We start from the raw sequence: 13,385 nt of genomic DNA on the forward strand, positions 1-13,385 counted from the left end.
GTGTCACGCCGGACGAGGGGAAGGTACGTGAGACGAGGACGCACGGCCAGGACGGTGCTGGCCGCGGGCACCGCCCTGGCGGTGGCCCTGCCCGCGCTCGCCGTCAGCGGCCTGCTCGGCGACGCCCCGACCGCGCTGCCCGCCGTCCTCCTCGCCCCCGAGCCGGGCGAGCCGCGCCTGGCGTTCACCGAGCAGGAGACGTACGACGAGGCGCCGTACTCCGACCCCGCCGACGTCGCCGACGCAGTGGCCGAGGACGGCGCCGAGTGGCGGACGCTGGCTGCGACGCGCCAGCTCGTGCCCAACCCCTACCCCGAGCTGCCCGACCCCGACCCGGTCGTGCTCGACGACGCCGACCCGTCGTACTCCCCGGACGGCACGCAAGTCGTCTTCAGCGCGGACCGGGGGCAGGCGACGCAGGACGCCGGCCGCGAGCTGGTGGTCTCCGACGCCTCCACCCCCACGACCTACGACCGGGACTTCACCGGCGCCCTCGCCGACCCCTTGGAGTACGTCCGCGCCCCGGGTGATGTCGACGACGAGCCGGCGTGGTCCCCGGCCGGGGACCAGATCGCCTTCGTCCGCACGAACTACTCCACCAGCGTCGTGGTCCCTCCCCAGATCCACCTCCTCGACCTCGCCACCGGCGCAGTGCGCTCCGCGCTCGCCGATCCTCCTGTCGGCGACATCTACTACACCGCCTCGTCCCCGTCGTGGTCGCCGGACGGCGCCCGCATCGTCTTCGTCGACGGCCTCGACGGCGACTGGGGCACCCTGACCGTCCTCGACGTCGAGACCGGCACCGACCACGTCCTCGCGCCCGAGGGCGGAGAGTTCTGCTTCCCCGACAGCGGGGGCTGCGTCGACGAGTTCACCGGCTCGACCCCCGCGTGGTCGCCGGACGGCAGCCGCGTCGTCTACGACCGGTACGGCGAGCTCTGGCTGCTCACCCTGGACGGTGCCCCGCCGGCCGGCCCCGATGCCCCCCAGCTCGTCACGGACGTCGAGCTGCTCCTGGGCATCCAGGGCGAGGACCCCGACGCGGTCAGCTTCTCCGCCGACCCGGCGTGGTCCCCCGACGGCGAGGAGATCGCCTTCTCGGGCTACCCGAGCAGCGATTGGTACAACACCGGGATCTACGCCATCGCCGTCGACGGAGGCGCGGTGCGCGAGATCGTCCGCAAGGACGTCTCGGAGGACGACGGGCGGCGCGAGCTCACCGACCCGGTCTACCAGCCCTGGGCCGACCTGTCCGTGGAGCTCGAGGTGGTCCCCACGGGGATCGAGCAGGGCGGCGCGACGACGCTCACCGCGACGGTGTCGAACGCGGGGCCCGCGCCCGCGCGCGGCGTCGCCGTCGAGATCGAGCTGCCCGCCGGCCTCACGACGGCCGGTGCGCTCCCGGCGACCTGCACGCGGGCCGGTCAGGTCCTCACGTGCACGGTGCCGGTGCCGCCGGGCCGCGAGGTCCCCGTCCCGGGCGAGGACGACCCGGCCGTCCTGCTGCCCGGCGCGGACGACCCGACGACGCCGGCGCCGGAGGACGAGGTGGTCCTCACCTTCACCCTGGTCGGGGCCGACGTCGGCACGCACCCCGTGTGGGGCCGCGTCACCGCGCCGACGCCCGACCCCGAGACCGGGGACAACGTCGATGTCGTGCGCGTGTCCGTCGATCCCGCGCCCACGCCGACGACGCCCGAGCCGACCACGGAGCCGCCCACCGACCCGCCCACCGAGCCACCGACGACGCCGCCCCCCACCGAGCCGCCCACCACCCCGCCTCCCACCACCCCGCCTCCCACGGACCCGCCGACGACGCCGCCACCGGCGCCCGTCCTCGAGCCCGACGTCCAGGTGGACCTCGAGGTCGCCACCGACCGGGCGTGGGTGGGCGGGGAGCCGGTGCCGGCGACGATCACGGTGACCAACGTCGGGCCGGGCGACGCCGAGGACGTCACGCTGACGACCACGTACCCCGACGTCGTCGTCCCCGCGGCCGCCGGCCCCGCGGAGGCCGGGCCGGGCGCGGCGGAGGCCGAGCCGGACCTCGGCTGCCTCGCGGCCGACGGCTCCTGCGCCCTGGGCGCGCTCGCGCCGGGGGCGAGCCGGGAGCTCACGCTCACCCTCGGGCCAGTGCAGGCCGGCTCGGGCGACATCACGGTCGGCGTCGGCGTCGGCGCCGTCCCGTCGCCTGCCCCCGGTGACTCGACGTCCCCGCCCGACGACCCGACGCTCCCGCCCGGTGACCCGACGTCTCCGCCCGACGAGCCGACGTCCCCGCCCGGTGACTCGACGTCCCCGCCCGACGACCCGACGTCCCCGCCCGACGGCCCGACGTCCCCGCCCGGTGACCCGGCGCCGGCCCCGGACGACCCGGCGCCCGCTCCCGACGACGCCCCGGTGAGCGACACCGACACCGCCCCCATGGAGGTGCTGCAGCCGCGCCTGCGGCTCCTGCCCCCGATCGCCGTGCCGGGGGAGGCGACGCTCGCCTACGGGGTCGACTTCCCACCCGGTGCCGAGATCGACCTCGCGTGGGACCCGGGGATCACGAGCTGGCGCGGGCCGTTCGTCGTCCGCCCCGACGGGACCCTGCGGGTCCCCGTCCTCATCGTGCCCAAGGACCAGCTGGGCAACCGCGATCTCACGGCGACGAGCGTCGCCGGCCCGACCTTCGGCGAGGTGACGGCGCCCTCCATGCTCGTCGTCCCCCGGACCTACTCCCCGCCCAGCTTCCTCGGCCGGGGGTGAGCGGTGATCCCGGAGATCGACGACGCCCTGCGCACCATCGTCCGCGAGGAGGCGCTGCAGGGGTCCGACGTCGAGGTGGTCTTCGACGCCCCGACGACGGACTGGGCCGCCCGGCGGAACTCGCCCACCGTCAACATGTACCTCTACGACCTGCGCGAGGACCCGCGCTGGCGCGAGCGCGGGTTTGTCGTCGAGCGGGGGGACGACGGGGCGGTCACCGCACGGCGTCCACCGAACCGGCGCTTCAAGCTCTCCTACCTCGTCACCGCGTGGACGCAGCGCCCCGAGGACGAGCACCGCCTCCTCGACACCCTCCTGCGCTGCTTCCTGCGGTACGAGGTCCTGCCCTCGCTCGTCGGCGACGGGTTGGCCCTGGACGGGACCCGCGCCACGGTGAGCGTGGGGTTGCCGCCGCCCGAGGACCGCGGGTTCGCCGACGTGTGGTCCGCCCTCGGTGGCCAGCTCAAGCCGTCCCTCGACCTCGTCGTCAATGCCCCGGTGCAGACCGGGGTGCTGCTCGCCGCCGGTCCGCCGGTCCAGGAGGGGCCGGTCATCGAGATCGGCGACCGGGACGGGGGCGCCGTCGAGCGGCGCCAGCGGCGTCCGGACCGCGACGAGGACGACGCGGGCGAGGGGGAGGCCGCCGCGCCCCCACCGCCGCCACCTGAGCCGGCGGCCGCGGGAAGCGGCCGCAAGCCGCGAGCCCGGAAGCCGCGGTGAGCACCGACGTCCGCGCCGGGGACGGTGCGACGCGTGCGGAGGGCGCGGCGGGGAGCCCCGGCAGCCCGGGGAGCGCAGGGGATGCAGCGAGCGTCGCCCACCTCCTCGACCGGGCTCGGATCGTCGAGGAACGCGTCCGCGCCCTCGTGGCGGAGCGACGCCGCGTCGACCCCCAGCCGGACGATCCGTTCCGCGGCCTCTACCTCAGCGACGAGGCCGTCGACCGCCTGCTCGCCCACCGCGCCTCGCCGGCCCCGCCGGTCGGGGGTGCGGCGCTCGCCGCGGCCGAGGAACGCGCCGACGCCGCCGAGGCGGCCGGCGCCCGGCTGCGGCTGCGCGCGCTCGCGCGTGCGTTCGGCCTCGACGCCCTCGACGTCGAGCTCCTCCTCGTCGCCCTCGCCTGCGACCTCGACGCGCGGTTCGAGCAGCTCTTCGGCTACCTCAACGACGACGTCACGAGGCGCCGCCCGTCCGTGGCGGTCGCCCTGGCGCTGTGCGGCCTGCCGCTCGCCTCGGCGCCCGCCCGCGCGCGGGTCCTCCACGGCCCGCTCGTCACCGGTGGCCTCGTCACCGTCGAGGACGGCGACCGGTCGCTGCCGGGGCGGTCGCTGCGGGCGCCCGACCGCGTGGTCGGCCACCTCCTCGGGGACGACGCCCCGGACCCCGCCCTCGCCGGTGTCCTCGCCGACGATGTCCCCGACCTGCCCTGGGGGGACGCCGAGCCGCTGGCCCGGGCCCTCGCGGCCGGCGCCCGCCTGGTCTACCTGCGCCAGCCGGCCACCGGCTCGGGCCGGGTCCTCGCGGTCGAGGCGCTGGGGCGCACCGGCCGTCACGCGCTCGTCGTGGACCTCGCCCGCCTCGCGGCCGAGCCGGCGCCGGCCGGCCTGGCGCGCCTCGCCGTCCGGGAGGCCCGGCTCACCGGTGCGGGGCTGGTGGCCGTCGGGGCCGACGTGCTCCGCGAGGCCCGCGACCGGCCCGCGCTCCTCGCGCCGCTGCTCACGGAGGACCTGCCCGTCCTCGTCGTCGGTGAGTGCACGTGGGACCCGGCGTGGTCGGCGCGCCCTCCGCTCCTCGCCGACGTCCCCGCCAGCACCGCGGCGGAGCGTGGCCGGCTGTGGGCGCACGCCCTCGCGGGCGCCGGGCTGCCCGCGGACGTCGACGAGGCCGCCGCCACCGCGCAGTTCCGGCTCCGCCCGGAGCAGGTCGCCCGCGCCGCCGAGGCGGCCCGCGCCCAGGCTCGGCTCAACCCCGACGGCCGGGTGCGGGCGGCAGAGGTGCGCGCCGGGGCGCGGGCCGAGAACGGCACCGCGCTGGAGCGCCTCGCCCACCGGGTCGACCCCGCCGTCGGCTGGGCGGACCTCGTGCTGCCGCCCGCGGTCCGCACCGCGCTCCACGAGGTCGCTCTGCGGGCCCGGCACCGCGAGCGGGTCCTCGGCGACTGGCGCATGCGCCCGGGTGGCGGGCGCGGGCACGGCGTCGCGGCGCTGTTCGCCGGCGACTCGGGCACCGGCAAGACCATGTCGGCGGAGGTGGTCGCCGCGGACCTGGGTCTCGAGCTGTACGTCGTCGACCTCGCCACCGTCGTCGACAAGTACGTGGGGGAGACGGAGAAGAACCTCGAGCGGATCTTCAGCGCCGCTGCCGGCGTCAACGCCGTCCTCCTCTTCGACGAGGCCGACGCCGTCTTCGGCAAGCGGTCGGAGGTCAAGGACGCCCACGACCGCTACGCGAACATCGAGAGCGCCTACCTCCTCCAGCGGATGGAGTCCTTCGACGGCCTGGCGATCCTCGCCACCAACCTCCGGGCCAACATCGACGAGGCGTTCACCCGCCGCCTCGACGTCGTCGTCGACTTCCCGCTGCCGGACCCGGGCCACCGGCGCGCGCTGTGGGACCGCTGCCTGGGCCCAGAGCTGCCTCGCGGCGACGACCTCGACCTCGACTTCTGCGCGCGGGCGTTCGAGATGGCGGGCGGGGCGATCCGCTCGGCGGCGGTCACGGCCGCGTACCTCGCCGCGGCGGACGGCGGTGCGGTCCTCATGCGCCACCTCGTCGTCGCCGTCCAGCGCGAGTACCGCAAGCTCGGCCGGCTCACCCTGGAGAGCGAGTTCGGGGCGTACTGGCCGCTGCTGGTCCCGGCGCCGGGCGTCGCCCGATAGGGCAGCCGAGGCCGCCTCCTCGGACCGCTCCGGCGCCCCTGGGCGGCCGCCGGGTGCGTGGGCATCCTGGCCCGGTCCGACGGCGGGAGGCTGCCATGCACGACCACGACCATGACCACCGCGACGGCGCCCGGGCCCCAGGCCCGGCCGCGGCGCGCCCGGCGCCCGCTGCCGACGCGCTGCTCGGGCGGGCGGCGGCGCTGGGTCGCCCCGACGTCCTGGGCGCCGACGGCCTCCTGCAGCTTCAGCGGGCCGCGGGCAACGGTGCCGTCAGCGACCTCGTCGAGGAGGAACGCTCCCCGGTGCTGGACGTCGTCGGCTCCGGACGCGGCTCGGCCCTGCCCGCGGAGGTGCGTGCGGAGATGGAGACGCGCCTCGGCCACGACTTCTCCGACGTGCGGGTGCACGACGACGCCGCCGCACACGCCTCCGCCCAGGCCGTCGACGCGCACGCCTACACCGTGGGCCGCGACGTCGTCTTCGGGCAGGGCGGCTTCGACCCCGCCTCGGACGCCGGCCGCCGGGTGCTCGCGCACGAGCTCACCCACGTCGTCCAGCAGCGCAGCGGTCCGGTGGACGGCAGCCCGGCGGGTGGCGGCGTGCGCGTGAGTGACCCCGCCGACCGGTTCGAACGGGAGGCCGCGGACACCGCGGAACGCGCCATGGCCGCCCCGGCCGTCCAGCGGGTGAGCGAGGACGGCGAGGAGCTCGAGGACGAGGTCTAGGGGCGCCCTCGGCCGCGTGCCCGAAGGTGCAGCGCGGCCTTCCCCGGTTGTCGGCCGCAGGGACCTCTCGGCCGCCGGGCCCAGCGGCAAGTCTGTCGATACGTGCTTTCGGCCCAGGAGGGAAACCATGCCGACCTATCTGTCACCGGGTGTGTACGTCGAGGAGGTCGAGGCGGGGTCTCGGCCGATCGAAGGCGTAGGCACCGCCGTCGCGGCCTTCGTGGGGCTCGCGGAGAAGGGGCCGGTCAACGCCCCCACGCTCGTGTCGAACTGGACCCAGTTCTCCGAGACCTTCGGGGACTTCGTCCCCGGCTCCTACCTCGCGCACTCGGTCTACGGCTACTTCCTCAACGGTGGGGGCAACTGCTACATCGTCCGCATCGGCGCCGACGGGGAGAACGGCCACGCCAGCGCGAACGGCAACGGGCGGCGGGCGATCGCCGGCAAGCCCGAGGCCCGGCTGGGCGGGTACCGCATCGTCGCCAAGTCGGCGGACGCCAAGCCGATCACCGTCGAGGTTGCGGACCCCGACGGCGACAAGCCCGCCGACGACCGCTTCAAGCTCGTCATCAACGTCGACGACAAGCCGGTGGAGACCTTCGACGGCGTGACGACGAAGAAGGGCGCGGACAACGTCGCCACCAAGGTGAGCACCCAGTCCAAGCTCGTGACGATCGAGGAGGTCGTCGCCGGCAGCGCACTCATGAAGCCGGACAAGGGCAAGGTGGGCCTCGTCGCCCCCGAGCCGGAGCCGGAGCTTCCGAGCACGGATCGCCTGGGCGCCCAGGACTACGTCGGCGACGCCGCCGACCGGACCGGGTTCAGCGGCCTCGAGGCCATCGACGACATCACCATGGTCGCCGTCCCCGACCTCATCGCCGCGTACGAGCAGGGGGCGGTCGACCTCGAGACGGTTCAGGCCGTCCAGGTCGCGATGATCGCGCACTGCGAGCTCATGGGGGACCGCATGGCGATCCTCGATGCCCCGCCGGGACTGTCCGCGCAGCAGGTCAAGGAGTGGCGGGTCGACGGCGCCGGGTACGACTCGAAGTTCGCCGCGCTGTACTGGCCCTACGTCAAGGTCTTCGACCCCTCCTCGGGCACCAACCGGTTCGTCCCGCCGTCGGGCCACATGGCCGGGGTGTGGGCGCGCAACGACGACACCCGCGGCGTGCACAAGGCACCGGCGAACGAGGTGGTCCGCGGGGCCATCTCGCTGCAGACGAACATCACCAAGGCCGAGCACGACCTGCTCAACCCCGCGGGGATCAACTGCATCCGCAGCTTCCCGGGCCGCGGGATCCGCGTGTGGGGCGCCCGGACGCTCTCGAGTGACCCGGCGTGGCGCTACCTCAACGTCCGCCGGCTCTTCAACTACCTCGAGGAGTCCATCCTCGTGGGCACCCAGTGGGTGGTCTTCGAGCCCAACGACGACGCGCTGTGGGCCCGGGTCCGCCGGACCATCTCGGCGTTCCTCGTCAACGAGTGGCGCAAGGGCGCGCTCTTCGGGCTCACCCCGGACGAGGCGTACTACGTCAAGTGCGACCGCGAGACGAACCCCTCCGAGGCGATCGACGCCGGCCAGGTGACCTGCCTCATCGGCGTCGCCCCGGTGAAGCCGGCGGAGTTCGTCGTGTTCCAGCTCGCCCAGTTCTCCGGCGGGACGAGCCTGGTCAACGAGTAAGTCCCGCACCGAGCCCGCACAGAGCCCGTACAGACCCGAAGGAGGGTGAACGATGCCACTCGCCGACCCCATGGACATGGCCACCGCATACGCGTTCAGCGTGGCGATCGACGGCGTCCGAGTCCCGCACGTCATGGAGGTCAGCGGCCTCAAGGCCGAGGTCGACAAGGTGACCTACCAGCAGCAGACACAGGACGGGAAGTACGTCTCCCGGCAGATGATGGGCCGGCAGAAGCCGGGGGAGTTCAAGGTCAAGCGCGGCCTCACCGACTCCAAGACGATCACCGACTGGCTCAAGGCCGTCATGCAGGGCGACCTCAAGGGGGCGCGGAAGACCGCCGAGGTGGTCATCTACACCTCCGACTCCCAGCCCATCAAGCGGATGAACTTCCGCAACGTGTGGATCAAGGACGTCGAGATGGGGGGCTCCCTCAAGGCAGGCTCCACCGAGCCGCTCGCGGAGACGTTCACCGTCTGCTGGGACGAGATGGAGTTCGTCTGATGCGACGAGCGATGGGGGGCGCCGCGCTCGAGCCGCAGGCCGACCGGGAGGCACCGGGGGAGGCGCCGGGTGCCGAGCCACGGCGCGGCGAGGCGCTGCGCACGGAGTTCGACTTCGAGCTCCCACGCGGCTACCTCGATGCCGACGGCGTGCTCCACACGCGCGGCAGCATGCGGCTCGCCACCGCGCGGGACGAGCTCCTGCCCCTGTACGACGCGCGCGTCCAGGAGAACGCGGCGTTCACCACGGTGGTGCTCCTCGCGCGGGTCATCACCGCGCTGGGGACGCTGCCGTCGGTGACGGCGAGCGTCGTGGAGAACATGTTCGCCTCCGACGTCGCGTTCCTCCAGGACCTCTACCGCCGGATCAACGCCGAGGGGCACACGCGGGCGGCGGTGACGTGCCCGCAGTGTGCCCACCGGTTCACCCTCGACCTCTCCGGTGGCCGCCTGGGGGAATCGTGACGTACGCGCCCGACCGCATCTACGAGGAGGTCGCGTACGTCGCCTACCACTTCCACTGGCCGCTCGACGACATCCTCGACCTCGAGCACCCGCAGCGGCTGCGCTATGTCCGCGAGATCGCCGCCATCAACACGCGCCTGTCCGAGGAGGGGTGAGCGGTGCGGTGGCCCTGGCAGCGCGACGACGCGTCGCCGCCGTCGGCTGAGCGGGTTGCGGCGCCGCGTGCTGAGCCGGCGGCGGCGCCGCCGCGTGCGGAGCCGGCCGCCTCACCCACCGGGTGGGCGTTCCTGCCGCCCCTCCAGCGGGTGTCGGCCGGCCCGAGCCCGATGGTGCGGGAGGCCACGCCCGCGCCCTGGGCGTCCTGGCGCAACCCCTCCCTCACGACGTCGATGAGCCACGTCGTCACGCCCATGACGTTCTCCGGGGTGGTCGACGGCGACGGTCGCGGCCTGGGGTCGTCGTCGGCGTGGGCCGGTGCGGAGGTGACGTCGGCCCTCCAGCGCAGCACCCTCACGGGCGCGACGCCCGCCACCGGGGCGATGACCGCCGCGGGCGGGGTGGCCGGGCTGCCGCTCACGCACCACCACCCCGTCGTGCCCGAGGGCCTCGTCCTCAACCGGCCGCCGGACCTTCACCGGCCGCCGGACCTTCACCGGCCGCCGGACCGGGCGGTGCCCGCCCTCGAGGGACCGCCTGCCGAGCTCGCCGTGCCCGACGGCGGTCCGGGCGGGCCGCCTGCCGAGGTCGCGGTGCCGGGCGGTCCGGGCGGGTTCGGGCCCGGCGCGCCGCACGCCCCCACCGCTCGTGACGAGGGTCCGAGTGGCGGCGTCGCTGCGCCGGTGGCCGCCGGGGCGGCCGGGGACCTGCCGGCGGCGTCCGGCTGGGACGCTCCGTCCGCGTCGGGGAGCTGGTCCGACGGGACCGCGACCTATGTGCCGATCCAGCGGACGACGGTGCCTGCGGCGGGGACAGTGCCTTCCGGTGCGCCGTCGGGCAGCGGTCCGGCCCCGGCTGGCGGGTCGGCTGCGGGGGCTGCTGCGTCCGCGGCGGGCGACGCCGCCTGGGCGCTCGGTTCGGTGGGGCACCGGCACCGGCGCCTGGGCCTCGGCGCCCCGTTGCCGTCGGTCGCGCGTTCCGCTCGGGCTGACGACGTGCGGGGCGGGGGCGCGGCAGTGCCTGGTCCGGCACCGCAGGGCGTGACGCGGGCAGCGCCGGTCGCTCCCTCGCCGGGAACCGCCGTGCGGCCGCCGCTGGGGACGTCCATCAAGGGCAGTGCGGTACCGGAGGGCGGCGGCGCCCCGGCGGGCGGCGGCGATGCGGCGCGGCCCCGGGCCAGCGGGCCGGCTGCCGAGGGGCCGGCCGTCCAGCGCACCGCGGGCCCGGCCCGCGCCGCTCCCACGTCCGACGCACGGGTCGCGCCAGCAGTTGCCGCGACCAGCAGTGCCCAGGTCGCGTCAGCAGTTGCCGCGACCAGCAGTGCCCAGGTCGTGCCCGGAGTTGCCGCTCGCAGCAACGGCGAGCGGGTCGTGCCCGGGGTTGCCGCTGCCAGCATCGGCGAGCGGGTCGTGCCCGGAGCCGCCGCTCCCTCCGCCAATGGTCCGGCCATCCAGCGCGCCCCCAGCCCTACCGCCTCGCCGGCCGACCTGCCGGGCCGGAGCGCGCGCCCGGCCGATGCCGGCCAGGTCGGAGTAGGTGCCACCCCGGCGCCTGACACGGCTCCTCCGGTGCCACCCGGCCCCGCCGCGGCGGCACCAGCCATCGCTCCGGCGGTGAAAGTTGAGCCCGCGGCGGCACCGCAGCTGGTTCCGCCGGTGACGCCCGACCTCGCGGCGGCACCGGGCATGGTTCCGGCGGTGAAAGTTGAGCCCGCGGCGGCACCGGTAGTGGCAGCAGCGGAGCGCGGTGACCACCCAGGCGCGGCCGTGCCGGTGCTGGCGCACCGCCCCGCGGGGGGAGGTCTCCCCGCCGGTGACGCCGGCCGGTCCGGCGACGCGGGGGGAGCCACGTCAGCCGCGCTCCCGTGGCGGATGCCGGGAGCTCCCGCGGTCGTCGCCCCGCGAGAGACAGGCGACGGTGGGCGCGCGTCCGTGTCCAGCGGGCCGACCGTGGCCCGTGCGGCGCGCGGAACCACCGCGCCCATCGGGGCGACCCCCTCGCGTCCGGTCCTGAGCGCCCTCCCCGAGGGTCCGCGCGCCGCCGCCACGCCGCCGCGGGGGACCGCCGCGGCAGTGCCGCCGCCGGCCGACGCCCCGGCGCCCCCGCGTGCGGCACTCGCGCTGCCGCCGCGTGCCGATGAGCGCGTGCCGATGCCGGCGGCCGACGTCGGCGCCGCGCGCGCCGTCGAGGGGACCGCGCCCCCGGCGGCTGCGGCACCCGAGTCCGTCGGCGTTCTCGGTCTGGCTCCCGCCGCGGCCGTCCCCCGTGAGCCGGTGCCCGAGCTCTCAGTCCCGACCGCGGCGCCCGAGCTCTCAGTCCCGACGGCGCCGGCCGAGCGCTCAGCCGCGCCCGCGCCGACCGGGGTGTCCTCCGCGCCCGCGCCGGCCATCGCTCCGGCCGGGGGTGCGCGGAGGGGCGCCGCACCTGCGTCCGGGCCGGGGGAGCTCACGGTCGCCCGCGTGGCGCGCACGGGAGGGACGACGTCCGGCGCCGCGCAGCGCGAGCCAGCGTCGCTGCCTGCGGGCGTCCCGGTGCAGCGCGTCCCCACCGCCTCGGTGGCAGGTGCCGTGCTGGGGGCCGTGACAGCGCCGCCCCGTGAGGAGCGTGCGGTGGGCCCTGCGCCGTCGGGCGTCGGTCGCGCCCTGAGCGAGGGGACGGCGGCGGGCGCGCCGCGCGCCGTGCCACCCGCCGTGCCACCCGCCGAGCGCACCCTCGCGCGCGCGGCTCGCGGGACCACGGCCATCCCCGCCTCGCCGCCACGCGGCGGACCCGGCCCGGTGGACCGGGGTGTCGCCGCGGCGGGCGCGGCCGCCCCGCGCCCTCCCGCCGTCGACGCACGGCCCGTGCCGGCCCCGGAGCGGGGTGTGCTGCCCGCCGCGGACCTGGGAGTGCTGCCCGCCGCGGACCTGGGAGTGCTGCCCCCCGCGGATCTGGGAGTGCTGCCAGCCGCGGAGCCGCGCGCGCTGCCTGCCACGGAGCTGGGCGCCGCTCGTGGTCCGCTCGCCCAGGGCTACGCGGTCCAGCGCCACCTCGGCCCGCTCGGGACCGCCGGTCGGCACGAGACGGCTCGACCGGGCAGCGGCGTCCAGACCGCCGTGGCGGGGGACACGCGGACCGGTCCCGTCGCGCCCAGTCCGGCGGGCCGGCTCCCCTCGGCGGCCGCCGGCCTCGGCGCCCAGTCATCAGCGACCCGCCGGTCCACCGTCGCGCTGGCGGATCGAGGCACCGCGCCGGACGCCGCCGGACGGGCGCCGGGCACCCCCGTCGCCCTGGCGCCGGCCGCGCCGACCCTCCTCCCGCCGACCACACCCGCGCCCGCGCCCGCGCCCGCGACGGTCGGGACCGGCGTGGCCGCCGTGGCGCCGGCGACGGCGGAACCCGTCGTCGCCCGCTGGCGCGCGGGCGTGCTCCCGAGCCCCCGGCCCGCGCCCCGGCCGGGCGCGTGGGACCTCGCCGCACCCCTGCCTCTGACCCGCCCCTCCGATGCCCCGTCGATGCGGGGCCGCGGCGCGGACGCGGCCCCGCCCGACGACGCGCTCGCGGTCGACCCTTCCCCGGCCGAGGTCCCCGCCCCCGCGCCACCCGCCTCGGACCCCCCGGGCGCGCAGGCACCCGAGGCCGACGCGCCGGCCGGTGGTCCCGCGGACTTCACGGCCGAGCAGCTCGACGTGCTGGCCCGGCGCCTGCTCCCGGCCCTCACCCGACGCCTGCGGGCGGAGGTCCTCCTCGACCGCGAGCGCCGCGGCCGACGAACGGATGGGAGGTGGACCTGATGAGCGTGCTCCAGGAGATCGACACCGCGATGAGCGTGCGCTACGTCGTCACGCTCGACGGCGTGGACCTCGGCTCGTTCAGCAGCTGCGAGGGCCTCGGCGCGGAGGTGGTGATGGAGACCCGCGAGGAGGGCGGGCACAACACCGCCGTCTGGCAGCTGCCCACCCGGCTGAAGTACTCCAACATCAAGCTCACCCGGCCGCTGGGCAAGGACACCGAGAAGCTCGCCCGCTGGATCGCCAGCATGGCCAGCGGCTACGAGCGCCACACCGGGGTCATCCAGGCGATGAGCGCGAACGGGACCGTCATCGCCCAGTGGGGCCTGCTCGACGTCGTGCCGGTGCGCTGGACCGGTCCGGCGATGACCCCCGACAACCCCAAGGTCCTCACCGAGACCGTCGAGATCGCCCACCACGGGTTCATCTCACCCGGTGGAAAGGGCTGAGTGCC

Annotated in this window: 10 protein-coding genes; all 10 read left to right on the forward strand. The window is 76.4% G+C overall.

The window, feature by feature from the left end:
• The first annotated feature begins 27 nt into the window (after nt 1-27).
• The 10 genes from EBO36_RS04675 (at nt 28) to EBO36_RS04725 (ending at nt 13,380) form a co-directional block, all read left to right on the forward strand.
• The gene (locus tag EBO36_RS04675) at nt 28-2,751 is read left to right on the forward strand and encodes a DUF11 domain-containing protein (protein ID WP_164471346.1); all 2,724 of its coding nucleotides are present in this window, start codon (nt 28-30) and stop codon (nt 2,749-2,751) included.
• A 3-nt stretch (nt 2,752-2,754) separates the two neighbouring features.
• The gene (locus tag EBO36_RS04680) at nt 2,755-3,471 is read left to right on the forward strand and encodes a Pvc16 family protein (protein ID WP_122823585.1); all 717 of its coding nucleotides are present in this window, start codon (nt 2,755-2,757) and stop codon (nt 3,469-3,471) included.
• Nucleotides 3,468-5,630 (forward strand): ATP-binding protein, encoded by a 2,163-nt coding sequence (locus tag EBO36_RS04685; RefSeq protein WP_122823586.1) that lies wholly within the window; start codon nt 3,468-3,470, stop codon nt 5,628-5,630. Before EBO36_RS04680 ends, EBO36_RS04685 begins: the two co-directional genes overlap by 4 nt.
• A 95-nt stretch (nt 5,631-5,725) precedes the next feature.
• Entirely contained in the window at nt 5,726-6,355 is a 630-nt protein-coding gene (locus EBO36_RS04690; protein ID WP_122823587.1) for an eCIS core domain-containing protein, read from the forward strand.
• Between the two features lie 127 nt (nt 6,356-6,482).
• The gene (locus EBO36_RS04695) at nt 6,483-8,039 is read left to right on the forward strand and encodes a phage tail sheath family protein (RefSeq protein ID WP_122823588.1); all 1,557 of its coding nucleotides are present in this window, start codon (nt 6,483-6,485) and stop codon (nt 8,037-8,039) included.
• 52 nt (nt 8,040-8,091) lie between these two features.
• Nucleotides 8,092-8,541 (forward strand): phage tail protein, encoded by a 450-nt coding sequence (locus tag EBO36_RS04700; RefSeq protein ID WP_122823589.1) that lies wholly within the window; start codon nt 8,092-8,094, stop codon nt 8,539-8,541.
• A complete protein-coding gene (locus tag EBO36_RS04705) occupies nt 8,541-9,005 on the forward strand; it encodes a hypothetical protein (RefSeq protein WP_122823590.1) in 465 nt (154 codons plus the stop codon). Before EBO36_RS04700 ends, EBO36_RS04705 begins: the two co-directional genes overlap by 1 nt.
• Nucleotides 9,002-9,160 carry a DUF6760 family protein gene (locus EBO36_RS04710; protein WP_122823591.1) on the forward strand — a complete coding sequence of 53 codons (159 nt, stop codon included), beginning with the start codon at nt 9,002-9,004 and terminating at the stop codon, nt 9,158-9,160. The genes EBO36_RS04705 and EBO36_RS04710 overlap by 4 nt, the downstream gene beginning before the upstream one ends.
• Before the next feature lie 2,460 nt (nt 9,161-11,620).
• On the forward strand, nt 11,621-12,934 hold the full coding sequence (locus EBO36_RS04720; RefSeq protein ID WP_164471347.1) for a hypothetical protein: 1,314 nt from the start codon (nt 11,621-11,623) through the stop codon (nt 12,932-12,934).
• Nucleotides 12,934-13,380 carry a phage tail protein gene (locus EBO36_RS04725; protein WP_122825451.1) on the forward strand — a complete coding sequence of 149 codons (447 nt, stop codon included), beginning with the start codon at nt 12,934-12,936 and terminating at the stop codon, nt 13,378-13,380. Before EBO36_RS04720 ends, EBO36_RS04725 begins: the two co-directional genes overlap by 1 nt.
• Nucleotides 13,381-13,385: the final 5 nt, after the last annotated feature.

It is taken from the genome of Georgenia faecalis, assembly GCF_003710105.1.
GTDB lineage: Bacteria > Actinomycetota > Actinomycetes > Actinomycetales > Actinomycetaceae > Georgenia_A > Georgenia_A faecalis.